Source organism: Nocardia sp. NPDC003726 (assembly GCF_053586955.1).
The window spans coordinates 68,337-93,505 of the sequence record NZ_JBSFNF010000027.1; the positions used below are offsets into that span (position 1 = coordinate 68,337).

Below are 25,169 nucleotides of genomic sequence, written 5' to 3' on the forward strand. Positions count from 1 at the left end.
GTATGAGACTGAAAAAGATTGCCAGACAGGCTGTCCGGACGCTTCGGCAGCCGATCGAGTCGCATCGGCGCAGCGTGCTGGGCGTGGGGGCGCTGGCGGTATTGCTGACAGTGCTCGCCGCCGCGCTCGGCGTCAACGCCATCGGCGTCGGCAAAGTGGCCTACGAGATCGAATTCGCCCAGGCCGCAGGCCTCCGGCCGGGCGACTCGGTGACCATCGCCGGGGTGCCGGTCGGGCGGGTCCAAGCGCAACGGCTGGCCGGTGATCACGTGGTGGTCACCGTGGACGTCGACGAGAACGTGGCGCTCGGGTCGGAGACCGGCGCGGCCGTCAAGCTGACCACCTTGCTCGGCGCCCGGTATGTCGAATTGCGACCGGCCGGGCCCGGTTCGCTGCCCGGCCGCCGGATCGCGTCGCGCCGCACTGCCGTCCCTTACGACCTGCAACAGGCGCTGGAGAACGCGACGGTCACCTTCGAGCAGATCGACACCGAGCAGATCCGCAAGTCGCTGGACAGTCTGGCCGGACAGTTGCGTGGCGTGCCCACGGTGCTGCCGGGACTGCTGGAGAACATGCGGGCGCTGTCGGCGATCATCGGCGACCGTCGCGGTGAGCTGGGCGCGTTGCCGGCCGGCATCCGGCGGTTGACCACGGTGGTGACCGAACAGCGGGCCGACCTGGCCGCCATCACAGCGCAGGGCCGTGATCTGCTCACCGAGATCGTCGCCCGCCGCGCCGCGATCGAACGGCTGATGGACGGTACCCGGCGTCTGGCCGACCAGCTCCGCGTGCTCGTGGTCGAGGACCGGCCGAAGCTCGACGAGCTGATCACCGGTTTGAACGGCCTGCTCGGCAGTCTCGCCCGCAACGACCAACTGCTGCGCAACACCTTGGAGATCCTGCCCGTCCCGGTGCGCAATTTCGCCAACGCCTCCGGCACCGGGAACGAGGTCGACTTCACCGCCCCGGCCGGGCCGCTGGTCGACTCCTGGATGTGCGCCATCGGCAGCCGTGCCCAGCAGATCGATCTGCCGCCCTACTTCGAGGACTGCAAATGAGAGCGACAAGCGTTCTGATCCGTCTGGTCGCGGTGCTGGTCGTCGGCGCAGTGGCCGGATGCGCCGGTGACGCGGTGGCCCTGCGGGACGCGGACAAGACGGTGATCGCCTCGTTCGACAACGGGGCCGGGCTCTACGTGGGCAACGCGGTGGCCGTGCTCGGCATGCCGGTCGGCGAGGTCACCGCGGTGCGACCGCGCGGCTCACACGTCGAGGTGACGATGCGAATAGAGGCCGGCGTCGACATCCCCGCGGACGCGAAAGCCGTCACCCTGTCGACCTCGGTGCTCACCGACCGGCACGTCGAGTTCACCCCGCCCTACCGCGGCGGCCCCACGCTGGCCGACGGCGCCCGGATCGGCCTCGATCGGACGAGGACGCCGGTCGAGTTCGACCGCCTGCTCGGCGCCGCCGACCGGATGGCGGGGGAACTGAAAGGCGAACAGCCGGGCGAGGGACCGATCGCCGAACTGCTCGGTGTCTCCGCGGCGATCATCACCGGCAGCGGTCCGCAGCTGCGCCAGACCATGGACGCACTGGCCACCGCGCTGCGCGTGGGAGACGACGACGGCGCCGCGGTGCGCGACGACGTCACCCGGATCATGGACCAGCTGGCCGTGCTGGTGCGCGCCGTCGCCGACAACGAGGGAGTGATCCGCGATTTCGGCACCGCCACCGGGCAGTTGAGTGACCTGCTGGCCGATCTGAACATCGGGGCGGGGGATACCGGCGCGCAGATCAACCAGATCCTGGTGCAGGCGGACGATCTGCTCACGCACAACGCGGAAAGCATCCGGTCCACGCTGACCGACGCGAACACGGTGACCCGTGCGCTCGCCGACTACCGGCGCGAGCTCGCCGAGTTCATCGACCTGACCCCGCTGCTGCTGAACAACGCCTACCGAGCGGTCGATTTCGAGTATCGCGGCGTGCGCGTGCACGCGCTGCTGGACAAGGTGTTCTTCGACAGCCAGCTCGTCAAAGAGGTGTGCAACATCCTCGGCCTGCGCCAACTCGGCTGCGCGACGGGCACTTTGCGGGACTTCGGGCCGGATTTCGGGATCACCGACATGCTCGACGCGATGTCGAGGTTGCCGCGATGAGCGCCCGCGAGCGAGGCCTTCGCGCCGTCGCGCTCACCGCGGTGGCGCTGGCGGCGAGCACGGCGTGTTCGGTCGGCCTGGAGGACCTTCCGCTGCCCGCACCCGGCGTCGGCGGCAACGGTTACACCATCCACGCCGACTTCGCCAACGCGCTGAATCTCCCCGCCAAGGCGAAGGTTCGGCTCGCCGGAGCGGATGTCGGTGAAGTGACCGGCATGGCGGTGCGCGATTACACCGCGGTGGTGACCATGAGCATCGAGCAAGGCGTGGTCCTGCCGCTCGGGACGCGCGCGGAATTGCGTACCGCCACCCCGCTGGGCGATGTCTTCGTCTCGCTCACCGCACCGGTCGACGCCACACCGGCGACCCCGGCCCTGCGCGACGGTGACAGCATCGCCCGGGATGCCACCGCGGCCGCCGCCACCATCGAGGAACTGCTGACCACGGCCGCACTGCTGGTGAACGGCGGTGCGATCCGCGATCTCACCGCCCTCGTCAACGGTCTGGGGCAGGCGGTCGGCGACCGCGGCGACCGGGTGGGCGCCCTGATCGCGCAGTCCACCCGCGTGGTGCAGGCCCTGGCCGCCCGCTCGGAGGACATTCGCACCACCCTGGTCCAGATCGACCAGCTCACCCAGCGGTTGCACGTCCAGCGCGGAACGATCGACGAGGTGATCTCCGCGGCCGGGCCCGCGCTGACCACCCTCCAGGACAACGCGAGCCGAGCGCTGGCCCTGGTCCGCCGGGTGGATCAGATCAGCAGGCAGCTCGAGAAGTTCCCCGGCTTGAACGGCGCGGCCACCACCGGCATGGTCGCCGACATCAACCGGATCGCGGCCGGGCTCGACGCCGCGGCGACCGATCCGAACGCGAGCGTGGCGGCGATGAACGCGCTGCTCGGACCGGTCATCGCCGTCACGAGCAGCACCTCGGCAAGCGTCGACGCCGACATGCGCGATCTCGCGCTCGGCGTATTCCCCGACCCGAACCACCCCGGCGACCCGCACAGTCGCGTGCCGGACGCCCGGGACTGGGAAGCGTTCGCCGGCAGCCTCACCTACACGCTGCTGAAGCTGCAGCAACGGGTGACCGGGGGCGGACGATGAGCATCCGGTGGCGCGCGGCGGGCGCGACGGCATGGGAAGCGGCCGCGCGCGTGCTGGTGACGACCGTGCGCGCGGGACGTGCCGAGCGCTCGGCCCTCGCCGCGGGCGCGCTCGTGCTCACCCTCGTGACGGGCGTGGGTTATCTGGTGTTCGGCGCGCTCGGCGTCGATCCGACGGCCGCCACCATCACGGTGCGGGTGCATCTCGCCGACTCCGGCGGTCTGCTGGCCGGCCGCCAGGTCACGCTGCGCGGGGTGCCGATCGGACGGGTCGAGTCGGTGGAGCTGACCAGCACCGGCTTGGTCGCGGTCGCCGCCGTCGACGCGGACACCCCGGTGCCCGCCGACGGGGAGGTCCGCGTGGCGAGCCTCTCGATGGCGGGCGAGCAGTACCTGGACTTCCGTCCCACCCGCGACGGGGGACCGTATCTCGTCGACGGCGCCGAGGTCGCGGTCGACCGCACCAGCACACCCACTCCGCTGTGGAAGACGCTCACCGCGCTGGATTCGACGCTGGCCCAGGTCGACCCGGCCGAACTGGCGGCCGTCGTGGACGAACTCGGCGTGAGCCAGGAGGGGCCGGGCAAGCTGGCCGGCATCATCGACGGCGGCATGTTCCTGATATCCACGTTGGATTCGGTGCTTCCGCAGACGGTGAGCCTGCTGCGCGACAGCCGTTCGGTGCTGGCGACGATCAGCGACTTCGGTCCCGGACTCGGCAGATTCGCGGGCAACGCGAACGCGCTGCTGAGCGGCGTCGAGCAGAAGTCGGGTGGCTACGCCGAATTGCTCGGCGCCACACCGGGAACCTTGCGGGCGCTGGACGCCGTGCTCGCGCAGAACTCGGCCACAGGCTCCGCGCTGCTGGAGAACCTGGCGGTGGTGGCCGACGTCACCTCGAAGCGAGTGCCCGCTTTCCACGAGTTCTTCTTCCCGACCGAACGCGCAGGCTCGACGCTGGACGGGATAGCCGTGGCGTTCCACGACGGCGGCGTATGGGGATTGGTGAATCTGTACCCGCGCTACACATGCGACTACGATCTGCCGCGGCGCCCGCCCTCCTTGCCGGACTTTCCCGAGCCGTACCTGTACACGTCGTGCCCGAACCACGATCCCTCCGTACTGATCCGCGGCGCGCGCAACGCGCCGCGCCCGCCGGGGGAGCAGATTCCGGACGGCCCGCCGCCGGGCGTGCGGGCCGACCAGCAGGCCACCCCGACGCCTATCGGGCCGCTGTCGCTTCCCCTCACATTCGCGGGACCGCCGTTGCCGCCCGCACCACCCGCTCCGCGGCGATGACCGACCGTCAGTCGAAACCCACACCCGAGGAAACATCATGAGCCACAGCGATACCGAGACATCGGTAGCGACGAAGGAGAAGCCGCCGACCGACCGGGACGAGGTCGCGGAGACGGCCGTCCCGGACGATGCCACCGAGCCCGCCGCGGCCGGCTCGGTGGCCGAGCCGCGGCCGAATCGGCTGTCGCGGGTCGTCCCGCTGATCCGGCGGGGACTACCGCCCCTCGCGGCGGTGGTCGCGGTCGCGGCGATCGTTGCGGCGGTCGTGCTGGGCTGGCAGCTGAAGAAGGAACGCGACGTCGACGCCGCGGCGGAAGCCGGGCTCGCCGCGGCACGGTCGTACGCGGTGACGCTGACCAGCGTCGACTCCGGCACGCTGGACCGCGATTTCGCCGCCGTACTCGACGGGTCCACGGGCGAGTTCCGCGATATGTACACCCGCTCCAGCGGCCAGTTGCGGCAATTGCTGCTGGACAACAAGGCGACCGGCAAGGGAACGGTGCTCGACGCCGCGGTCAAGTCGGCCTCCGAGACCGAGGTCGAAGTCCTGCTGTTCATCGACCAGACGGTGACCAACACCGCCTCGGCCGACCCGCGGGTCGACCGCAGCAGGGTCGAGATGACCATGGAACTGGTCGACGGCCGCTGGCTGGCCAGCCGCGTCTACCTGCCCTGATCACCCTCGCCATGCGTCCCGGGATGCCCTGCGCAGCAGAGAGAATAATATTCTCCCGGAGAAAGAATGATGTTATCATTTGTTCCGGCAGCTATCACTCCAGGAGTGCTCCCCATGACTGACTTCGACTCGGTCGACTACTTCACCGATCCGGCCGTGGTTCCGGATCCGCATCCGTATTTCGACCACCTGCGGGCCAAATGCCCGGTGACGCAGGAGTCGCGCTACGGGGTCTACGCCGTCACCGGTTACGAGGAGTCGACGCAAGTGCTGAAGAACGCCGACGTCTTCTCCTCGGCGATCGCCGTGGGCGGTCCGTTCCCGCCGTTGCCGTTCGAAGTCGAGGGCGACGACATCACCGAGCTGATCGAGCGGCACCGCAGCCGGTTGCCGATGTTCGAGCACATGGTGACGATGGATCCGCCGCAGCACACCTACGCGCGCTCGCTGCTGAACCGCTTGCTGACCCCGGCGCGGTTGAAGGAGAACGAGGACTTCATGTGGCGGCTGGCCGACCGCCAGCTCGACGAGTTCCTCGAGCGCGGACGGTGCGAATTCCTCGCTGAATACGCCAAGCCGTTCTCGTTGCTTGTCGTGGCCGACATGCTGGGCGTGCCCGAGGAGGATCACGAGCAGTTCCGCGTCGTCCTGGGCGCGGAGCGGCCAGGAACGCGGGTCGGCGCGCTGGACAAGGAAATCGTGGCGAGCAATCCGCTGGAGTGGCTGGACGAGAAGTTCAGCGCCTACATCAGCGACCGCAGGCGCGAACCGCGCGACGACGTCCTGACATCGCTGGCGCTGGCGAAGTACCCCGACGGCTCCACACCCGAGGTCATCGACGTGGTGCGATCCGCGACATTCCTGTTCGGCGCGGGACAGGAGACCACGGCGAAAATGCTGGGCGCGTCGTTGCGGATTCTGGGCGACCATCCCGAAGTGCAGGAGCAACTGCGCGCCGACCGCAGCCTGATCCCGGTGTTCATCGAGGAGGCGCTGCGCCTGGATTCGCCGGTGAAGAGCGGTTTCCGCTTGGCGAAGCGCGCGACGATCGTCGGTGACGTCGACATCCCGGTGGGGTCGACGGTGATGGTCTGTCCCGGCGCCGCCAATCGCGACCCGCGGCGCTTCGAGAAGCCGCACGAGTTCCGGTTGGACCGTAGCAATTTTCGCGAGCACATGGCGTTCGGACGGGGCGTGCATTCCTGCCCCGGCGGCCCGCTGGCCCGCGTCGAGGGCCGCGTGTCCATCGAACGGATCCTGGACCGGATGCTCGACATCGCCATCGACGAGGAACGCCACGGTCCGGCCGGGGAACGCCGTTACACCTACGAGCCGACCTACATCCTGCGCGGGCTCACCGATCTGCACATCACCTTCACGCCCAATCCCTGACCGCGAGCGTAAAGCTCTCGCTCACCGCGGTTTCACGAACCAGCTGTCTCGGCGGCACGACGAATAGAGGTAATCATGACCGGACGGGTCGAAGGAAAGGTCGCGTTCATCACCGGTGCGGCACGCGGCCAGGGCCGCAGCCACGCGGTGCGGCTGGCGCAGGAAGGCGCCGACATCATCGCCGTCGACGTCTGCAAGCAACTGGACAACGTGCCGTTCCCGATGTCCACCCCCGAAGACCTCGCGACCACGGCCGATCTGGTCAAGGCCGAAGGCAGGCGCGTGTTCACCGCCGAAGTGGACGTGCGCGACTACGCCGCGCTGAAGACCGCCGTGGACTCCGGGGTCGAGCAGCTCGGGCGGCTGGACGTCATCGTCGCGAACGCGGGCATCGGAAACGAGGGCGGGCAACTGCTCGACCTCGAGGAGAACCTGTGGGACGACATGATCGACGTCAACCTCGGCGGGGTGTGGAAAACGGTGAAAGCCGGTGCGCCTCATCTGATCGCGGGTGGCCGCGGTGGCTCGATCGTGCTCACCAGTTCGGTGGGCGGGCTCAAGGCGTACCCGAACGTGGGTCACTACGTCGCCGCCAAGCACGGCGTCGTCGGTCTGATGCGCACCTTCGCCGTGGAACTCGGTCAGCATTCGATCCGGGTAAACTCGGTGCACCCGACGCACGTCAACACGCCGATGGTGATGAACGAGGGCACCTACAAGCTGTTCCGTCCGGATCTGGAGAACCCGGGCCCGGCCGACCTCGAGCCGATCTGCCGGATGTTCCACACCTTGCCCATCCCGTGGGTCGAGCCGGTCGACATCAGCAACGCGGTGCTCTACCTGGCCTCCGATGAATCCCGTTTCGTCACCGGAGTTCCGCTGCCCATCGACGCGGGCAGCATGCTCAAGTAGCAGGCGGCGGAGCCGGTTCCCCGGTGAGCGTGCGCGACTTGGTGGCTGGAGGGCTTTCATTCTCTGCCCGGGGGAGTACGCGCAGGCGCTACGCCGGGTGACGGCGGGTCGCCGTGCCCAGACGCGACCACTCGGCGGCGGCGCAGGGAAGAAGGAACGAGATGACCCGTACCGAGCACGATTCGATCCATCCTGGTGCCGATGCGGCGAGCGCGCCGAAGGTATCCGCCGAATCGTCTGTGACTCGGATGCTCGAGATCTTCGACGTCGTTCCCGTCGGCGAAGACACCTTCACCGGCGCCGGTGACGGCGGATCACGCAAGGTGGTCGACGGCACCCAACTGCTCGCCCAATCCATCGTCGCGGTCGCGAAAAGGCTGCCGGGCAAGGCGATTCGGTCGGCGCACGCCATCTTCACCCGCGTGGCGGACCCGGAGGAGCCCGTGGAGTTCCGTGTCGAGGTGACCCACGAGGGGCGCTCGATCGCCGCGGCGGCGGTGACGGTGCGGCAGAACGGTCGCCGCTGCGCCTCGGTCTCGGTTCTCGCCGACGTACCCGCATCGGACGTCATACGGCATCACGCGCCACGTCCGCGGGTCGCCGGGCCGGCCGCGTCCATCGCGGCCGATATGCCGATGGCGGGCCGCGAACTGCGGATCGTGGATGTCACCGACGTCAACGATCCCGCGGAGGTCGGCCCGCCCGAATTGTTCGCATGGCTGCGCTACGAACCTATCCCGGTCCGCGCGGATCTCGCCAAAGCCTTGATCGCCCACTTCACCGGTCACCTGTCGGTGTCGGCGACCATGCGCGCGCACGCCGGTGTCGGCACCAGTCAGGCGCACCACAGCCTCTCCACCGCGGTCATCACCGTGACGGTGAGTTTCCACGAGCCGGTCGGATGGGAGGGCTGGCTGCTCTACTCCCACGAGAGCACGCAGGTGGGGGCGGGCATGTCCTATGTCCGGGGGCAGGTGCACTCCGAGGACGGCCGGCTGATCGCCTCGTTCACGCAGGAGGCGATGATCCGCCCGCTGCAAGGGGAGCATGCCGCGATCCCCGTGGACGCACGGCTGTGAACATCGCGGGCCATCGGGAAGGATCTCCGAATGGGTGAACAGTCGGCAGGCCTCGAACTCTCCGGTTTCGCGGCCAGACCCGACTATCGCGTCGACATCCACCGCCGCCGCAATCTCGTCACGGCGCGGTTCGGCGAGCTTCTTCTGGCCGAGACGACTCGGTCGTTGCTCGTCGACGAACAGGACCACGGTCTGGTGTTCTATTTCCCCCGCGAGGACCTGCGCGTCGAATTGCGGCGCGACGACGCTCGCGTCAGCCGATGCCCGTTCAAAGGGCAGGCGACCTACTGGCGCTTCGACGGAGACGGCGACGAGGCCGTGTGCTGGAGCTATGACGACCCGATCGATCACGTGGCGCGCCTGAGCGGCCATGTCGCCTTCTATCAGGACAGGGTGTGGGTCCGTGTCGGCGTGGCGACGCCCGCGGTGCTGGGCGTAACGGCCCGGAGCCAGGGCATCGTCACTCCCACTCGCGTCGGAGAGTGAAATTCTCCTATTCGAGAATTTCTATTCCATAGGGCGGCGACGACCTCTATGCTGAGCAGGTGCCGAAGAGGTCTGCGTTGAGAGTCGTCCAGTGGACCACCGGCAATGTCGGGAAGAGTTCGGTTCGGGCGATCGTCGCCAATCCCACGCTCGAACTCGTCGGCTGCTACGCGTGGTCGCCGGACAAGGTGGGCCGCGACGTCGGCGAGTTGTGCGGAATCGAGCCCCTGGGCATCGCGGCCACCGACGACGTCGACGCGCTGCTGGCGCTGCGACCGGATTGCGTCGTCTACAACCCGATGTGGATCGACGTGGACGAGTTGGTCCGCATCCTGTCCGCGGGTGTCGACGTCGTCGCGACCGCTTCCTTCATCACCGGCCACAACCAGGGCGATGGTCGCGACCGGATCGCCGAGGCGTGCCGTCGCGGCGGGTCGACCATGTTCGGCTCCGGCATCAGCCCCGGCTACATCAACCTGCTGGCCATCCTGTCGGCCGCCATCTGCGACCGGGTCGACAAGGTGACCATCAGCGAGGCGGCCGACACCACGTTCTACGACTCGCCGGAAACCGAGAAGCCGGTGGGATTCGGCAGGCCGATCGACGATCCCGGCCTGCCCGCGATGACCGCCGACGGCACGGGTGTCTTCGGCGAGGCCGTCCGGCTGATCGGCGACGCACTCGGCGTCGAACTGGACGAGGTGCGCTGCGACGCGGAATACGCCGGCACCACAACCGATCTCGACCTCGGATCGTGGGCCATCCCGGCGGGATGCGTCGCCGGTGTGCACGCGAGCTGGAAGGGCCGCATCGCGGACCGGACCGTTGTCGAGATCGACCTGCGCTGGCGCAAAGGGCAGACGCTCGAGCCCGACTGGAAGATCGATCAGGACGGCTGGGTCCTGCAGGTCGACGGCCGCCCGACGGTGAAGAACGTCGTCAGCTTCCTGCCGCCGCCGGATTTCCATGCCGAGACGATCGCCGATTTCATGACGCTCGGGCACATCATGACCGCCATGCCGGTCATCAATGCAATTCCCGGCGTCGTCGCGGCGGCGCCGGGCATCGTGACCTACAACGACCTGCCGCTCACCCTGCCGCGCGGCGTCGTGCCGCAGCGCTGAGGCGGTCGCACTCCGTCCGCGGCGCGGGCTCACAGCTGCGGCATCACCTCCGTGGCGAACAGTTCCATCGTCGCCGCGGCCTGCTTCGCGCCGACCATGAACACGAACGAGGAGATGCCCTGCCGGGCCCGTTCGCCGAGCCGGTCCACCAGCATGGCCGGAGTTCCGATGTAGCCCTCCTCGACCCCGAACGCCTCGTCGGCGAAGCGACGGCCGACACGGGCGCGCAGTTCCGGAAGGCCCCGTTCGCGTGGGGCCACCGCGAGGACGGCCTGGTGTGATCTGCGGATCGTGCTCGGGTCGCGGTCGATACGAGCGCATTCCGCCTCCAGCGCCGCGGTGAGTGCCACCCAGTCGCGCAGGCCATAGGTAGGCACATTCCATACGTCGGCATAACGTGCGACCAGCGGAATCGTGTACTTCGGTCCGGCGCCTCCGATGTGGATCGGGGGACGTGGCCGCTGAAGTGGTTTCGGCGAGTTGGGGATATCGGTCACCCGATAGTGACGGCCCTCGAACGACGTATGGTCGCCCGTGAACATCCGGGTGATGATCTCGAGCGCTTCACCGAGGCGCTCCGATCGCTCAGCGGCCGACCCCCACGGCAAGCCCGCTTTTCGATGCTCGTCCGCTATCGAACCGCTGCCCACGCCGAATGCCAGCCGTCCGCCGGAGATCAGGTCGAGCGTGGTGGCCATCCGTCCCAGCAGCACGGGGTGCCGGAAGTTGTTGCACAGCACCAGCGCGCCGACGCGCAGGCTCGTCGTGCCGGCGAGCAGCGCCGTAGCGGTCGTCCACGCTTCCAGCGCGGGGTGGTCGGGAAGCCCTGGAGAGTAGAGGTGGTCGAACAGCCACAGTGTGCCGAAGCCCGTGCGCTCGGCCGTGCGCGCGAGGTCGAGCAGCGTGCCGTAGTCCGCGACGATCTGCGGGATGTAGATCCCGAACTCGGGTTCGGCCTGCACCGGACCACCTCCGAACCAATTGTGACCTGTGCTACAGATCCGAGCACTACCGGACATGTGTGTCCGGTTATATTACTGTCCCGTAGCGGCCGTGGTCGGCCGCGCGAGATCCGAGCTCGCGTCTGATCTTCGAGGGTGTGTGATGTCAGCAATTTCGCGCCGGTCACTGTTGACCGGAGCAGCCGCGGCGGGCGGCCTCCTGGTCGCCTCGCGCTACGCGAACACGACGAGTCCGATTGCCGCGCGGGTGAACAGCGTTCCGCTCACCCGCGAGGAACACCGGGTGGTCGTCATCGGATCAGGGTTCGGCGGTGGCGTCACCGCACTGCGCCTGGCCGAGGCCGGAGTCCGGGTCCTGGTGCTCGAACGCGGCCTGCGCTGGCCGACCGGCCCGAACGCCGAAACCTTCCCGCGCGCATCGGCGCTGGACAAACGGGTGCTCTGGTACAAGTCCAGCCCGGTGTTGTTCGGCAAGCCATTGGTTTTCGAGCCGTACACCGGCCTCGTCGAAGCGGTGCCCGGTACCAATATGACCGCGCTGTGCGCGGCGGGCGTCGGCGGGGGATCGCTGGTCTACCAAGGTATGTCCCTGCAACCGGCGCGGGAGGTGTTCGATGCCCACTTCCCCGAGGCCCTGGACTGGGCGACCATGGATCGGGTGCACTACCCGCGGGTGGCGCGCATGCTCGGCTTGGCCGTGGCCCCGGACGAGCTGATCGCCAGTCCCAACTACGCGGCCTCACGGGTCTTCGCCGAGCACGTGCGGCGCGCCGGCCTTCCGCTGTCGAAGATCCCGATGCCCATCGACTGGAACTTCGCCTTGGCCGAACTCCGGGGCGAGATGAAGCCTTCCTACACCAACGGCGACGGCGCCATGGGGGTGAACAACGGCGGCAAGCATTCGGTCGACGTCACCTACATCGCCGCCGCCGAGGCGACCGGCCTGGTGACGGTCGAGCCGCTGCATCAGGTCACCGATGTCGAGCGGGCCTCCGACGGCAGGTGGATCGTCCACGTCGAGCGCCTCGACACCAGCGGCGCCGTGCTGGAGAACAAGATCATCACCACCGGTGCGCTGGTGCTGGCGGCCGGAAGCCTGAACACCACGAGGCTGCTGGTGCGCGCCTCGGCGAAAGGCCTGATCCCCGATATGCCCGACGGACTCGGGCAGGGCTGGGGCACCAACGCCGACCGCATCTACCTGTGGACCGATCCGACCGCGAGTTTCGGTACCGAGCAGGGCGGCCCGGTCGTCTACGGAAGCAAGATCTGGTCCGACCCGCACTCCGCCCACACCCTGATCCAGGCGTCCGTCCCGCCGCTGGGCGCCGACGCCGGCAGCACCATGATGGTCGGGTACGGCGTCAGCGACGGCCGCGGGCACTTCGTCTACGACGCGGCCCGCGACGATGCCATCTTGCAGTGGCCGCAGGACGGTGACAGCTACATCCAGGACAACTACATCGGCCCCGCCGCACACCGGATCGCCGGTCCCGGAAGCATTCTCACCGACACCAACTTGTTGTTCCCCTCGACCTGGCACCCCTTGGGCGGCGCCAGCATGGGGGCCGTCTGCGATCTGGAGGGCCGGGTGCACGGCCAGCAGGGCCTGTACGTGCTCGACGGTGCGCTCATGCCAGGCAACACCGCGGCCTGCAACCCGTCGATGACCATCGCCGCGGTCGCCGAGCGCGCCTTGGACAACTTGGTCGCACAAGACGTCGGCACGGTGATCTGACCGTGTGCGCCGCGCCCGCAGCGCTGCTCAATCACCGGGCAGCACCGGGCGCACCGCCGTGGCTTCGGGGCCGCGCTTGCGCATGGTGGCGGTGAACACCACGGGCTGGCCCGCGTGCAGCGCTTTGTATCCGGTGGTCTCGATGCTGGTGTACTCGACGAAGACCTGCGTGGGATCGTCGGCGGGCTGCAGGAATCCGAAGCCCTTCTCGACGTTGAACCAGACCACCGTGCCGCGGCGCCAGTATTGCGCCGCGCCACGGTGGCGGTGGGGCTGATCGGTCACGAAGTCGAGGATAAGGGCCGGATCACGCGGCGCCGCGGCGCACCGGATCGGAGTGCATGATCCGTCGCCACCAGGCGTCCAGCGGGCTCGGGTCGGGCCAGACGACCGCGGCTTCGGAGGAAACCCCGGCTGCGGCCTCGCTCGCCGCGAGGTTGGGGTGGCGCGATTCGGTTGATGCCATGATCGGATGCTCCATCAGGTGTTCCCTGCGTAGGAAAGCTGCCGCGCGACAACGTTTTCCATGCCTCGGCAGGGCGCGGGCCCGGAATCCCGGGCCCGCCAGGAAGGGGAAGATGACACTCGTCGCGGATTGGTTCCGAGATCACTGGCTTCGACATCACCTCACTTGGCGATTCCGGTGGAGATGCGCGATCGGATCGGGCTTCTCAGGCGTCGATCGCCTTGTGCCCGTTCCCGCGACCGATCTCGATCTTGCGCGGCTTGGCCTTCTCGGCCACCGGAATCGTGAGGCGGAGCACGCCGTCGGTGTAGTCGGCGCGAATCTTGTCGGTGTCGAGGTTGTCGCCCAGGAACAGTTGACGGCTGAACACGCCGCGGGCGCGTTCCGCGGCGATCATCTCCCGCCCCGAGTCGAGTTCGGGACGACGCGCGCGCACGGTCACCACATTGCGCTCGATGTCCAGATCGAGGGATTCGGGGTCGATGCCGGGCAGGTCGAACTCCACGACGAACTCCTCGCCCGCGCGCCAGGCGTCCATCGGCATCACCGCTGGATGCGACTTCGTGCCGAACACCTGCTGCGTCAGACGGTCCAGATCGCGGAACGGATCGGTGCGCATCAGCATGGTCGCCACCTCCAACTCACTCCATTCTCCGTAGTAGGGTCCAGATAACCTCTGTCATCTGGCATAGATTTTTTGTACCACCCGATGAAGTTGAGTGCAAGGCGCTAAACTAGGAAATCTCTTGTCGGAAGTGAAGTGAGGATGGATGGCGCAGGAGAGGGGTGACTCGGGGCATCTGCCGGATCCCGGCCAAGCGGTGTACGGGATCTCGGTGGCCGCCGGGCTGGCCGGAATCGGTGTGCAGACGCTCAGGCTCTACGAGCGGCACGGGTTGCTGAGTCCCGCACGCAGCGACGGGGGCACCCGCCGCTACAGCGGCAACGATCTGGCCAGACTGCGGCGGATCACCGATCTGGTCGCCACGGGCGTGAATCTCGCGGGCATCCGCCGCATCCTCGACCTGGAGGATGCGAACGCCGACCTGCACGCGGACAACGACCGGTTGCAGGCCGACAACATCCGCCTGCGGGACGCGCGAGACAAGCGGCCCGGCCCGGCGTAGGTTCCTGGGCTACCCGGAGAAGGGCGTACGCAGATCGACCACCGTCCCGGTATCGCCGGTGGTCACGGTGACCTCTGGAATCAGCGCCCGGATCAGCGGCATACCCCGCCCGCGCAGCGAATCGGCTTGCGGATCGGGTTCTTTCCAGCGGCCGCTGTCGGAAATGGTCACCCGGAGGTGCTCGCCGTCGATCTCGGCGCGCAAGCGAACCACGCCGCCGTCACCGTGATGCCCGTGCTCGACGGCGTTGGTGCATGCCTCACCGACGGCGAGCAGCACGTCGTAGGCCGGTGCCGCGGCCATGCCGCACTGGGCGAGCCATTCCTGCAAGGTGTGCCGGACGGTGGCCAACTGCACCGCTTCGGCGGGGAAGTCCAGCGCCAGCGGCGTCACGGCGTTGGGTAGGGGTACCCGCTCGCCCGCGTTCACGAGCGCGTACCAGCCGCCGCGATCGCAGTGCGTCTGTCGCGGCCCGCCCTTGTCGTCGTCGTGCCTCGCCGATGGCGTCGATGCGCCGTCACCTCGTTACCTCCCTATCGGGGATCGGTGCGCTGTACCCGCGCCCACGCCGAGCACGTGGACCGCCATCGGACTGGGCTGCCGTGTTCGCCGTGCGTGTGCCGTTCTCCCCGAAGCTATACCCGGTTGATCATTCCCCATTCATGGCCGCGGCCGGAGTCGGTGAGACCTCCGGCACCGGCACCACCGTAAACCGTGGCGCCGCGAACCCGCGAACCGGGCGGCGCCGCGCGAACCATCATCACAGGTTTTGCCGCGGCAGCCGCACGACCTGGACGAAGAACTCATCGATCTGCTTGATGGCGGCGACGAACTGGTCGAGATCCACCGGCTTGGTGACGTACGCGTTCGCGTGCAGCCGGTAGCTGCGCAGGATGTCCTCTTCGGCCGCCGAGGTGGTGAGCACGACCACCGGGATGTGCGACAGGTCGGGATCGGCCTTGATCTTCTCCAGCACCTGCCTGCCGTCGTACTTGGGCAGGTTCAGGTCGAGCAGGATCAGGTCCGGCCGCGGCGCGTCCGGGTACCGTCCCTGACGGTAGAGGAATTCCAGCGCCTCCTCGCCGTCTCTGGCGACGTGCAGGGTGTTGCCGATCTTGTTGTCCTCGAAGGCTTCCCGTGTCATCAGCTCGTCGCCGGGATCGTCTTCGACGAGCAGGATGTCGATGGGCTGGCCGGGCGTGCTCATGCGATGGCTCCTTCGTGGGTGGGGAGGTCGGCGGTACGGGCGGTGCTGTCGGAATCGGCGGTGCGCAAAGTGAACCAGAAGCGGGCGCCGCCGGTGTACTCGGTGTCGATCCAGATCCGGCCGCCGTGATACTCCACGATCTTCTTGCATACGGCCAGCCCGATGCCGGTTCCGCTGTACTCCTCCCGATTGTGCAGCCGCTGGAAGATGACGAAAACCTTCTCGGCGAATTCGGGGGCGATCCCGATGCCGTTGTCGGAGACCGACAGCAGCCAGCCGTTGCCGTGTTCGTCCGGTTCGCAGGTGATCTCGATCCGGGGCGCGCGGTCGGGCCGGCGGAATTTGATGGCGTTGGCGATCAGGTTCTGCCACAGCATGGTCAGCAGCGTCGGATCCCCGATGATCTCGGGCAGCTGGTCCGGCCGCCGGACGCTGGTTTCGGTCTCGTCGATCGCCGCGGAGAGGTTGGTCAGGGCCTTGTCCAGGGACTGGCCGACGTCGGTGGGCACGGTACGGTCGGTGACCCGGCCCACGCGGGAGAACGTGAGCAGGTCGTTGATCAGCACCTGCATCCGCTTGGCGCCGTCGACGGCGAAGTCGATGTACTGCTTGCCGCGCTCGTCGAGCTTGTCACCGTAGCGCTTCTCCAGCAGCTGACAGAACGACGCCACCTTGCGCAGCGGCTCCTGCAGATCGTGCGAGGCGACGTAGGCGAACTGCTCCAGCTCCGCGTTGGACCGGCGCAGTTCCTCGGCCTGCACGTCCAGATCCGTCTTCTGCTCGGCGAGTACCGCCTCCTTGGCGCGGGAGGAAGCCAGCTCGGCGACGATGCGGCGGCGCATGCTCTCCACCGCGTTCGCGACGGTCGCCAGATCGGCGGGGCCGTGGGCGTCGATGTGATGCTCGAAGTCGCCGCCCGCCACCCGCAGCGACGCGTCGGTCAGAGAGCCGAGGGGCCGAACGATCAACCGCCGGATCAGCACCGTCAGCAGCACACCGGTCAGCAGGAACGCCACCACCATCCCGGCCAGTACGGCGTCGCGGACCGTCCGGCTGTGCGCGAGCTCCTCTTCGTCCCGCGCGATGGCCGCCGCGAGATTGCTGTTCTGCGCGTCGAAGCGCGTCCGCAGGTCGTCGAACAGCGGTTTACCGCGCGTGGGAGTCGTCGGCTCGATGCCACGGGTCGATCCCGACTGCAATCCGGCGACCAAGGGCTCCGCGTATTCGGTACGCCACCGCTGCGCGGCCTGCTCCACGCCGTCGAGTTCGTCGAGCAGCGGCCGCCGGCCGGCCAGCAGCTCCCGCAGGCGCGCGGCCGACTGCGCCTCGTCCCGGGTGCCGTCCCGGTAGGGCTGCAGGAACTGCGGGTCGGCGGTGATCCCGTAGCCGCGCACGCCGGTCTCCTGGTCGACCAAAGCGCTCTGCAACCGGTAGGCCTCGGCCGCCGCGGGCAACGACTTGTCGAGCAGCCGATCGGTCACGCGGTTGGTCTGAGCGATCACCTGGGCGCCCGCCACGGTGCCGATGATCACCACCAGCACCATCGCGGCCAGCACCAGCTGGAACCAGGCCTGGGCGGTCAACCGCGCGCTCAGCGACGGCCGGCCGGTCTTCGTCGTCATCGGTTCCGATCCTGTCCTTGCCCGTCGCCGTTCCATCCCAGATACAGAATGGCGACGTCGTCGTCCAATCCGCCGGACGCACCCGCCAGCGCCTCCACGCGACCGATCAGTTCGTCGACGAACCAGTCGGGATCCGCGGCCCGCACGGCGCGTGCGACCTCCATCAGTCCTTGCTCGCCGAGTCGTTCCTGGTCCGTCCCGACCCGGCCTTCGAACAGGCCGTCGGTGAACACCATCAGCCCGGAGCCCAGGGGCAGGTCCAGATCGTGCACGGGCCACTCGGCGCGACCGGGCAGAAAGCCCAAGGCAGGCCCGCCGGGCACCTCGACCCAGGTCAATCCGGACGCCGAGCGCAGCAGCATGCCCGGGTGCCCGGCCCGCAGCACCTGCGCGCGGCAGTCGCCGGGATGCAACATCAGGCTCGTGACCGTCGCGAAGGTCTGCCTGCCGGTGCGTTCGGCCAGCAGTACCTGCTCGAGCAGCCGCAATTGCCGTGCGCCGGTCACCCCGCTCAGCACCAGGGTGCGCCAGGCCAGGCGCAACGCCACGCCGGTCGCCGCCTCGTCCGGTCCGTGGCCGGACACGTCACCGATGACGGCGTGCACCGTGCCGTCCGCGTCCTGGACGACGTCGTAGAAATCGCCGCCGAGCAGCGAATGGGCGCGGCCGGGACGGTAGCGCGCCACGACATCGACGACTCGCTGCCCACGCAACAGCGGGGTGGGCAGCAGGCCGCGTTCCAGTCGCGCGTTCTCCTGCGCGCGCATATTGCTCGCCTGCAGGGCCGCGCTGGTGCGCTCGGCCTGCTTACGCTGGATCGCGTAGCGCACGGCGCGCCCGAACAGTTCCGGCTCGACCCGGCCTTTGACCAGGTAATCCTGGGCTCCCGCCGCGACCGCGGCCAAACCGGTCTGCTCCTGATCGAGGCCGGTCATCACCACGATCGCGACCTGGTCGGTGTGGCTGCGGATGCGCTCGACCGCCTCCAGCCCCTTGGCATCGGGCAGATGCAGGTCCAGCAGCACGCAGTCGGGCTCGGCGGAGGCGAGGTGCTCGGCGGCCTCGGCCAGCGACCGCACCCAGTGCAGCTGCAGACCGGGCGCGCCGTCCACGACCAGTTCCTCCACCAGGAGGGCATCTCCCGGGTCGTCCTCGATCAGGAGTACCGAAGGTTGCTGCCACGGCCAATCCGCGTCCACGATCACCTCGGGATCGTCGTCTGTCCCGTCACGCCGCACGGAAACCACCGGTCGTGGGTCCGAGTGTGGTGGAACGTCCGACAGCACTGATGCCGTCGTCGGCGAACACCGACAACCCGGCCTCCGATCACCAAGGGCGGCACCAGCGCACGCCGACTGTCTCAGCGGCCGTTTGCTGGACCGAGAGGCAGCCAAGATCGTATCCGATCCGCCACCTGACCGAGACATGACGGTGCTCACCTGGGCAGACGCGGATGTGGACGCGGGAAGGACGCCGGAGGATCAGACCGTGGTGCCCGTCAGCCGGGCGGTGCTGCGCTCGTGCTCCCCGGCCGCAACGTCCCGGCGCGGCGAGCGAAGTTCCGCCAAGCTGCGTGCGACGACCGTGGCATGGACCGCGATGACGGCAAGGGAAGCCGAGCCGATCACAGCAAGAAGCACAACCACGACAGATACCGGTCCTTTCGGGTGCGAGCGGGCCGGTTGCCCGCTCGATCGAGTGCCGAGTTCGCGTCCGCCGATCCCGGCGGGCGCGTGCTCCGCCTCCAACGTGCCCCCGTCGCTGCGGACCAAACACGCCGAGCGCGGCGGCGTGCACGGGTCGTGCGATCACGCGAGGGCGACCTCGGCCGTCGCGCGACCGAAGATCTTGTGCCCGTCGTGCTCGGCGGTGATCGCGACGGTGGCGGTGCGAGCGTGCTCGTCCAGGTGTTTCACCCGGCCCGAGAACGCGATTTGAGCGCCGGTCGCGCCGACGTGCACGGGATTGGTCAGGCGGACGTTGTAGGAGCGCAGCGCCCCCGGGTCGCCCAGCCACGAGGTGAGCAAGTCGACACTGAGCCCGATGGTGAACATGCCCTGCGCGACGACGGTCTGCATCCCCATCCGCGCGGCCGCCTCGGTGCTCCAATGGATGGGGTTCGGGTCTCCCGCCACTCCGGCGTAGTTGACCAGGTCGCCTCGGCTGACCGTGAGCGTGAGTGGCGGAAGCTCCGTTCCGGGACGCACGGTTTCCCACCGCCGTCCTCGCGGGGTCACCGGCGCCTGCGTCGCGCGGGCCGACTCGCTGCCGTCTCCGACATAGCGCGGGTGCGGGATACGGCGCTGCTGCCGGGCCTCCGGGCGTACTCCGTGCATGACCATCGCGTCCAACCAACCGGGCAGGGCCTCGTCGGCCCGCCCGACCAGGCTGGTCCGCGATGTGAGGACCGGCCGATCGTCCTGGTCCAGGATGGTCTGGCGCAGGACGATGAGGTCGCCGCCGAACGCGTGCCGGAACGAGTCGAGGCACATCTCGAAACCGATCCGGTCGCCGGCCAGCAGCGGACGGTGGAAGTCGATCATCTGATCGGTCTGGATGGTCCGGCTCAGGTCGTAGCCGGGCAGGATCGTGTCGAAGACCTCGGCGTAGGCGAGATAGCCCGGCACCGCGCCGAAGGTCGGCGGAGCGACCAGGCCTGCGTAGCCGAGGTCGGTCGCGGCCTGCTCCGATCGATGCGCCGGGTGCTGGTTGCGCACCGCGCGGGCGTACTCGCGGATCTTCTCGCGGGCGACCTCGTAGTGATCGCCGCTGCGATACCGGCGCCCGACCATTGTGGCGGGCGCCGCGGCGTCGGTCGTGTCGTTCGCACCTGATGTGGCAGGGAGTCTGGACATCGCGGGGGAATCTACCCAAGCGACGGCGAATTTCCGGTCAGCCCGCATCGCTCGCCGTTTCGCGATCGACGGACTCTCGGCCCGTCGTCGATCATTGGCGGTTCAGCACAGGTTCCGCTCGGCGGACACCACCACTGCGGCGGCCTCGTCCACCGATTGGTGCGTGCTCACCTCAACCACGATGTCGGCATCGGACGTTCCGGCCGCCAGTTCCCGGCACACCGCGTAGCCCAGGTCCAGCAGCGCCGCGGTCACGGTCCGCACGCCGAGCCGCTGTAGGTCGGCGAGATAGCGTTCGGCGCCGCGCGGTGCGTGCGCCCGCGCTTCGGTCGGACGGAATTCGGCAGCGACAGCCGACGCAGCCTAGCCGGGCCGCGGTCGCCGTCCTGCCGGTCGGCGTAAGCAGTCGCTGACCCTCGTGCCGGATGGGCCATCCCGCCGCTGGACTGGTTCGAGTGAGTGCGGCCGCGTTCACCGGCAACCGAGCCGAGCGCGGGCCGCACGCGAAGGGCGGCAGCGGTGTGTGCCGCTCGGTCGTTACCGTTTCGTTGTTTTGTCGTCGTGTGTCCCGTGCGAGCCGATCGAGTGTGTGCGGGAGCATGACTCTCCGGATCCAGTGGACAAGCACCGTGGTGTTTCGAACGAATTCGAGGCTCGGTGACCTCCCGCGATACCGGAAGGGACGTACCGGGTCGGCCGACGCAGATCGGAGGACCGCATCATGGCGTTCGACGCCGACGTTCCCAATGATCGACGCTCGCACCGGGTGTCGTGGCAGGTCTGGACGACCGCCGCGGCGGCGGTCGCCGCGGCGGCGACGATCGCCTGCGGTCCCGCCGCCGCGCAGCCGCCCTCCAGCAGCGCACCCGATGTCCCGGTGGAAGTGCCCATCCCCGGCGGATTTCCGGGATTCTCCGAAATCCTGCGATTCGTTCCGCCCGCGCCTCCCGTACCGCAGATGCCGCTCGGCCGGCCGGTGCCGCACCACGGGGCCGTATCGGCTCACCACGGCGCTCGACCAGCTCCCCACCACGGCGGTCTGCCCGTGCACCAGGCTGGCCGATCGGTGCCCCAGCACGGCGGCGCGACCGGTCACACCAGATAGGGATAGGTCGAGGGCGCTTCGCCCGCTTCCTCAGGGGAGGGCGAGCGGTTCCAGCGCCTTGTACATCGCCTAACTCGGCTCCGCTCGCCCCGGCGCCTCGGCGAACAGTTGCCGCATCGCCGCGCGGCGTGCCGGAACGCGACGAGGCGCGGGTGCTCTTCGCTAGGTCAGGACACCCATTTCGCGGCGATTTCGCCACGTATGGGTTCATAGCGCGTTGGATTACCTCATGGTTCAGGGTCGCTGAACCTTTGCCGGCGGCGGGGTGAGAGGGGATGTCGTTCGGTGTTCGGCAGCAGCGGGTGCGTCTGGCCGGTCAACGTGGCCAGTGCCTCGACTGCATCCAGCAGTCCGGCTTCGGTGTAGGTGAATGTCGTGGGCCCGGCCGCGAGACGTCCGTCTTCGTGGCCGGCGTATGCCCGTGCGACAGCGATGCCGAATTTGTCGTTCGACGTTGGTCAAGGTGGTGTGGCGTATCCAGTGAGCGTTGATCCCCAGCGCCGCCGCCCATCGGTTGCCGCCGTATCGTGCCTCCCTTCTCGTGGAGTCGAACCAGGCAGTCTGTGACGTTGGGGTCGTCGATGCGCAGATGAAGTAGACCTCCTCGGCGGCAGGCGGTTTCGATGAGCAGCCGCAACATCACCTGCGTGACGCGCCGGCGGCGTTGTGATCGGCTCGTCGGGCGAGGCGGACGCGGACGAAGGGAAACTGTGCTGGGGTCGGGATGCCGGGCCGGTGGGCTTCGATGAGGTCGAGGTATTTGGTGAGGCCGGACAGGCCGGTGATCCGGGCTTGGCTGGAGGGCGTACCGACGAGCAGGATTTCGATTCGGCAGTCGCTGATGACGTTGGTCTGTGCGGAGCGGTCGAGGGTGACCACGATGGTGGTGATCGGTTGCAGGCCTTGGGGTGGTTGGTCCTTGCTGATGTCGGAGGGCTGGTAGTTGAAGGTGAGAGTTTCCGGGTCGGAGCAGTCACCGATGAAGCTCCAACCGCGGGCGCGCAGCACGATGTCCAGCCCGCCGAAGACGCGCATGTCCGCTTCGGTCAGCGGGTGCCCGCACGTGGTGCCCAAAGCCTGCAGGACGCTGGCCGGCGGGTAGCAGCGATGCCAGATCTGCGACTGCCACGAACTGGACGCTTGTGAGATTGAAAGTGGTTCGACTGTGGATGACTCGGCGAATGCCTCTGTCCCCATTGCCGATCGTGGGTGTGAGCTTTCTCGTTCGCCCGTTCCGGTGAGGTCCGACTCCAGCGGTTAGGAGATCACCCAGCCCACGCCACGCCGAATTCGTTGACGGTCGCCGAGTTCTGCCGACTCGTCGCGGCATAATCCATCGACACCTTGTGGGAGAAAACCGACCGACCGACTGTTACCCAGGGCGGCTGCAGCTGCGGTTTACACCCCGTTGGTACACGTTTCGACGACCGGACAGCTTGCTGCCCACTGCGGCCTGGCCGGCAGATCCACCAATGATGACTCGAAACGCGCCGATCGATGATTCGGAGAGGAGTGATTTTGGGTTTCACCGGAGTCGACAGTGAGGATGCTGTCGCCGAAGCTGTCGTGAGTGTGCTCGAACGCGAGACTGCGCGTGATTTCGCGCTGTGGCCGAGAATCGTCGAGTCCGGATTGCTTTCGGTAGCGCTGCTCGAGCGATGCGGCGAGCCTACGGGCCGGCTCGAGGTGTCGGCCATGCTCACCGAGCTGGCCACCGACGCTGTGCAGGTGCCGGCCTTGGTGACGCTCGGTTTCGGAGTGCTACCACTGGCGCAAGCCGCTCCGAAAAGTCTGACACAGGCCATTTTCCCTGCCGTGGCGCAAGGCGCGATACTGACCGCCGCGCTGAATGAGCCCGGCGCACCGTTCGTGGCGACTCCGAAGACAGTGGCGGTCCTCGAGGGCGGGTCGGCGCGGATCACTGGTCACAAGGTGTGTGTCCCGTATGCCGAGTCGGCACGCTGGATTCTGGTGCCCACGGATTGCGGTGTCGCCGTGGTGGAGTCCTGCACACCTGGTGTCAGGTGTGTGCGAAGCCCCGGTGTGAGTGGTGCACCGGAGTATTCGGTGTACTTCGAGCAGGCCCAGATCCCCGCGCAACAGTTGTTGATCGACGGCGCCTCGCCACTGCATCAGTGGGCGGTGGCAACCATCGGGTCCGTCGCCGACGGGCTGCTCGAGGGACTGCTGAGAGTGCTCACCGAACACATCCGCATCCACCGTCAGTTCGGGCTGGCGCCCGCCGCATTGAACGCGGCGAGACGAGAGTTCGAAGAGGTCCATGACGTGTCGCGGCTGCTGCAGACAGCCTCGCGGTCGGCGATCAGATTGCTGTCACAGCGAGACGACCACCCCGAGTACGACGAACGAGTCCGCGACGAACTCGGCACGCTCGCTCACTGGATCACTGCACAGCTACCCGCGGCGATGAGCAAATGTCATCGCCTGCACGGCGGCCCCGTCACCGCAGAGCCGTTCCACCGCTACTACGCACAAGTCCAGGACCTGGTGCGCTGGCTCGGCGACTCGTTCCCGATATTCTCTCCCATGGAGAAGGTCCAGCACTCCCGCGCGTGAGCAAGCCGCAGGTGCGGAAACGGAAGACCTCCTGCCCGGCGTAGCGGTCGCGGGAAGGCGGATCCGACCGATGCCGAGCGGGCGTGGCCGGTGCGTCGTTGCTGCCTGCCGGTAGAAACGGCGCGCCGCCCACCAGTGCGGACCAACGGCAGCTCGTCGACGGTATGTGGTGGCGGACTCTGGATTGGTTGCCGTGGCACGATATGCCGCCGCAGTACGCCTACGGGGGCCGCGATGTACATGCTTTTCCCGCGCTGGCGGATCAGGGCGATATTTCGGACAGCCCCCACGTCGGAGATGAGCGAGAACGTGCCGCGACACCATCGAAAGTGGGCGACTCGACGGCCGTCACGCCACCGGGGTCCGGACCGTCGCTGTCACCGCCATCATTCCTGGGGCACCAGCAACGGGGTCTCCTACATCTAGGCCCGAGTGCCGTCGCTCAGCGGCGTGGGTCCCAACCGATGCGAACTCTCGGCAGCGACCATCCACTGGCTGACGTGGCGAGCGACCATGTTGCCGCGGCCGAGCAAATAGCAGAGACCCACGGGCGGCACCGACGAACCCGCTGTCGCCGGGCTGAGCATCGATCTCAACGGCACCGAAAGGGTAGGCCGACCCGGCTTTCCCCCCGTGGGCAGCGGACTGTTCACGGGAATCACAATCGCAGATACCCCAACGCAGCCTGGGCGTGAACTCAGCAGCTGGAAGACCGAGAAGACGGTTTCCTCCCGGCGCCATCCAGGGCGTCCTCGGCGAGGCAAACCGGCAGCGCCGCCCTCACCCCCACCGCCTCGCGGCCCGCGTGGCGACGTGCGCGACTCGGCAAGATCGATACGCTTCATCGGTCGGTAGGCGGGGGATGTCCGGCCAGGATCCGGTTGAGCTCGACGCGTATCGGGGCTTTGGAGGCTTGCCCGCCGGCGGTGGGTAGTTCGGTGAGGATGCGCCCGGCCAGCTCGCGTAGTCGCACGTTGGTGTGTTGCGAGCAGGACCGCAGCAGCGCGAACGCTTGCTGCTCGCCGATCCCGTACACCAGCATCAGCATCCCTTTGGCCTGCTCGATCACCGCGCGGCCGGCTTCGAACGCGAACCGATCCGCGTCACCGGGCGGTCGGGGCTGTTCAATGTCCACACCCCACCCCTACCCGAGACGTGATGACAGAAAACAGCTACTCGGGAAGCGGGAAAATCTGTATCGCAGGGTGTAGACATTCTGGAAAGCGGGGAGTACATTCACTGTCGTTGGAGATGAGATGTCTGGTTGGCCGGGCAG

General features: G+C 68.1%; 26 protein-coding genes and 1 pseudogene. 14 read left to right on the top strand and 13 right to left on the bottom strand.

All coding sequences use genetic code 11. The features are described 5' to 3' along the window. Nucleotides 1-2: 2 nt before the first annotated feature. The 10 genes from ACWDMM_RS28160 to ACWDMM_RS28205 all read left to right on the top strand — a co-directional run bounded on the left by ACWDMM_RS28160 (nt 3) and on the right by ACWDMM_RS28205 (nt 10,234). The gene (locus tag ACWDMM_RS28160; protein WP_195079938.1) at nt 3-1,058 is read left to right on the top strand and encodes an MCE family protein; all 1,056 of its coding nucleotides are present in this window, start codon (nt 3-5) and stop codon (nt 1,056-1,058) included. Continuing rightward, entirely contained in the window at nt 1,055-2,161 is a 1,107-nt protein-coding gene (locus ACWDMM_RS28165; protein ID WP_195079937.1) for an MCE family protein, read from the top strand. The genes ACWDMM_RS28160 and ACWDMM_RS28165 overlap by 4 nt, the downstream gene beginning before the upstream one ends. Further along, nucleotides 2,158-3,267 (top strand): MlaD family protein, encoded by a 1,110-nt coding sequence (locus ACWDMM_RS28170; RefSeq protein WP_195079936.1) that lies wholly within the window; start codon nt 2,158-2,160, stop codon nt 3,265-3,267. The genes ACWDMM_RS28165 and ACWDMM_RS28170 overlap by 4 nt, the downstream gene beginning before the upstream one ends. Beyond that, nucleotides 3,264-4,565, top strand: a complete 1,302-nt coding sequence (locus tag ACWDMM_RS28175) for an MlaD family protein (protein ID WP_195079935.1) — start codon at nt 3,264-3,266, stop codon at nt 4,563-4,565. The genes ACWDMM_RS28170 and ACWDMM_RS28175 overlap by 4 nt, the downstream gene beginning before the upstream one ends. Before the next feature lie 37 nt (nt 4,566-4,602). After that, the gene (locus ACWDMM_RS28180; protein ID WP_195079934.1) at nt 4,603-5,241 is read left to right on the top strand and encodes a hypothetical protein; all 639 of its coding nucleotides are present in this window, start codon (nt 4,603-4,605) and stop codon (nt 5,239-5,241) included. A gap of 114 nt (nt 5,242-5,355) precedes the next feature. Further along, the gene (locus ACWDMM_RS28185) at nt 5,356-6,633 is read left to right on the top strand and encodes a cytochrome P450 (RefSeq protein WP_357105957.1); all 1,278 of its coding nucleotides are present in this window, start codon (nt 5,356-5,358) and stop codon (nt 6,631-6,633) included. A gap of 75 nt (nt 6,634-6,708) precedes the next feature. Beyond that, nucleotides 6,709-7,545, top strand: coding sequence for a mycofactocin-coupled SDR family oxidoreductase (locus tag ACWDMM_RS28190; protein WP_043691371.1), 837 nt, complete (start codon nt 6,709-6,711; stop codon nt 7,543-7,545). Nucleotides 7,546-7,793: 248 nt separating this feature from the next. Beyond that, complete coding sequence (locus ACWDMM_RS28195) at nt 7,794-8,624, top strand: acyl-CoA thioesterase (protein ID WP_357106013.1); 831 nt, start codon at nt 7,794-7,796, stop codon at nt 8,622-8,624. Between the two features lie 30 nt (nt 8,625-8,654). Beyond that, nucleotides 8,655-9,110, top strand: a complete 456-nt coding sequence (locus tag ACWDMM_RS28200; RefSeq protein WP_195079931.1) for a DUF427 domain-containing protein — start codon at nt 8,655-8,657, stop codon at nt 9,108-9,110. 59 nt (nt 9,111-9,169) lie between these two features. Continuing rightward, nucleotides 9,170-10,234 (top strand): NAD(P)H-dependent amine dehydrogenase family protein, encoded by a 1,065-nt coding sequence (locus tag ACWDMM_RS28205; protein WP_357105961.1) that lies wholly within the window; start codon nt 9,170-9,172, stop codon nt 10,232-10,234. A gap of 29 nt (nt 10,235-10,263) precedes the next feature. On the opposite strand, the gene ACWDMM_RS28210 is transcribed toward ACWDMM_RS28205, so the two are convergent. Next, nucleotides 10,264-11,196: an LLM class flavin-dependent oxidoreductase gene (locus ACWDMM_RS28210; RefSeq protein ID WP_357105964.1), complete on the bottom strand. Its 933-nt coding sequence runs from the start codon at nt 11,194-11,196 to the stop codon at nt 10,264-10,266. A 142-nt stretch (nt 11,197-11,338) separates the two neighbouring features. Here ACWDMM_RS28210 and ACWDMM_RS28215 point away from each other — a divergent pair, with 142 nt between their 5' ends. Then, entirely contained in the window at nt 11,339-12,934 is a 1,596-nt protein-coding gene (locus tag ACWDMM_RS28215) for a GMC oxidoreductase (RefSeq protein WP_195079928.1), read from the top strand. Nucleotides 12,935-12,961: 27 nt separating this feature from the next. Here the strand turns inward: ACWDMM_RS28215 and ACWDMM_RS28220 are convergent, their stop codons facing one another. From ACWDMM_RS28220 to ACWDMM_RS28230, 3 genes are all read right to left on the bottom strand, one after another. Continuing rightward, nucleotides 12,962-13,219: a cold-shock protein gene (locus ACWDMM_RS28220; protein ID WP_195079927.1), complete on the bottom strand. Its 258-nt coding sequence runs from the start codon at nt 13,217-13,219 to the stop codon at nt 12,962-12,964. A 22-nt stretch (nt 13,220-13,241) separates the two neighbouring features. Continuing rightward, a complete protein-coding gene (locus tag ACWDMM_RS28225; RefSeq protein WP_195079926.1) occupies nt 13,242-13,400 on the bottom strand; it encodes a hypothetical protein in 159 nt (52 codons plus the stop codon). Nucleotides 13,401-13,605: 205 nt separating this feature from the next. Further along, the gene (locus tag ACWDMM_RS28230; RefSeq protein WP_357105969.1) at nt 13,606-14,025 is read right to left on the bottom strand and encodes an Hsp20/alpha crystallin family protein; all 420 of its coding nucleotides are present in this window, start codon (nt 14,023-14,025) and stop codon (nt 13,606-13,608) included. Nucleotides 14,026-14,170: 145 nt separating this feature from the next. On the opposite strand from ACWDMM_RS28230, the gene ACWDMM_RS28235 reads away from it, so the two are divergent. Beyond that, nucleotides 14,171-14,527, top strand: coding sequence for a MerR family transcriptional regulator (locus ACWDMM_RS28235; protein ID WP_195079925.1), 357 nt, complete (start codon nt 14,171-14,173; stop codon nt 14,525-14,527). Between the two features lie 9 nt (nt 14,528-14,536). Here ACWDMM_RS28235 and ACWDMM_RS28240 read toward each other — a convergent pair whose 3' ends face one another. The 7 genes and pseudogenes from ACWDMM_RS28240 to ACWDMM_RS28270 form a co-directional block, all read right to left on the bottom strand. After that, complete coding sequence (locus ACWDMM_RS28240) at nt 14,537-14,956, bottom strand: ATP-binding protein (RefSeq protein WP_357105972.1); 420 nt, start codon at nt 14,954-14,956, stop codon at nt 14,537-14,539. Nucleotides 14,957-15,287: 331 nt separating this feature from the next. Beyond that, nucleotides 15,288-15,734: a response regulator gene (locus ACWDMM_RS28245; protein ID WP_195079923.1), complete on the bottom strand. Its 447-nt coding sequence runs from the start codon at nt 15,732-15,734 to the stop codon at nt 15,288-15,290. Next, on the bottom strand, nt 15,731-17,356 hold the full coding sequence (locus ACWDMM_RS28250) for a sensor histidine kinase (protein WP_357105975.1): 1,626 nt from the start codon (nt 17,354-17,356) through the stop codon (nt 15,731-15,733). Before ACWDMM_RS28250 ends, ACWDMM_RS28245 begins: the two co-directional genes overlap by 4 nt. Beyond that, a complete protein-coding gene (locus tag ACWDMM_RS28255) occupies nt 17,353-18,594 on the bottom strand; it encodes a PP2C family protein-serine/threonine phosphatase (protein WP_449940325.1) in 1,242 nt (413 codons plus the stop codon). The genes ACWDMM_RS28250 and ACWDMM_RS28255 overlap by 4 nt, the downstream gene beginning before the upstream one ends. Before the next feature lie 243 nt (nt 18,595-18,837). Continuing rightward, complete coding sequence (locus ACWDMM_RS28260; protein WP_195079920.1) at nt 18,838-19,002, bottom strand: hypothetical protein; 165 nt, start codon at nt 19,000-19,002, stop codon at nt 18,838-18,840. 162 nt (nt 19,003-19,164) lie between these two features. Next, nucleotides 19,165-20,211 carry a fused (3R)-hydroxyacyl-ACP dehydratase subunits HadA/HadB gene (locus ACWDMM_RS28265; protein WP_357105978.1) on the bottom strand — a complete coding sequence of 349 codons (1,047 nt, stop codon included), beginning with the start codon at nt 20,209-20,211 and terminating at the stop codon, nt 19,165-19,167. Nucleotides 20,212-20,313: 102 nt separating this feature from the next. Then, nucleotides 20,314-20,496 (bottom strand): annotated as a pseudogene (locus ACWDMM_RS28270) (DUF732 domain-containing protein); the annotation flags it as partial. Nucleotides 20,497-20,932: 436 nt separating this feature from the next. On the opposite strand from ACWDMM_RS28270, the gene ACWDMM_RS28275 reads away from it, so the two are divergent. Then, a complete protein-coding gene (locus tag ACWDMM_RS28275) occupies nt 20,933-21,316 on the top strand; it encodes a hypothetical protein (protein WP_357105981.1) in 384 nt (127 codons plus the stop codon). A 639-nt stretch (nt 21,317-21,955) separates the two neighbouring features. Here ACWDMM_RS28275 and ACWDMM_RS28280 read toward each other — a convergent pair. Next, nucleotides 21,956-22,390 carry a hypothetical protein gene (locus tag ACWDMM_RS28280; protein WP_357105984.1) on the bottom strand — a complete coding sequence of 145 codons (435 nt, stop codon included), beginning with the start codon at nt 22,388-22,390 and terminating at the stop codon, nt 21,956-21,958. 621 nt (nt 22,391-23,011) lie between these two features. On the opposite strand from ACWDMM_RS28280, the gene ACWDMM_RS28285 reads away from it, so the two are divergent. Next, a complete protein-coding gene (locus tag ACWDMM_RS28285; RefSeq protein WP_449940317.1) occupies nt 23,012-23,893 on the top strand; it encodes an acyl-CoA dehydrogenase in 882 nt (293 codons plus the stop codon). An 841-nt stretch (nt 23,894-24,734) separates the two neighbouring features. Here the strand turns inward: ACWDMM_RS28285 and ACWDMM_RS28290 are convergent. Next, nucleotides 24,735-25,028, bottom strand: a complete 294-nt coding sequence (locus ACWDMM_RS28290) for an ANTAR domain-containing protein (RefSeq protein ID WP_449940320.1) — start codon at nt 25,026-25,028, stop codon at nt 24,735-24,737. Nucleotides 25,029-25,169: the final 141 nt, after the last annotated feature.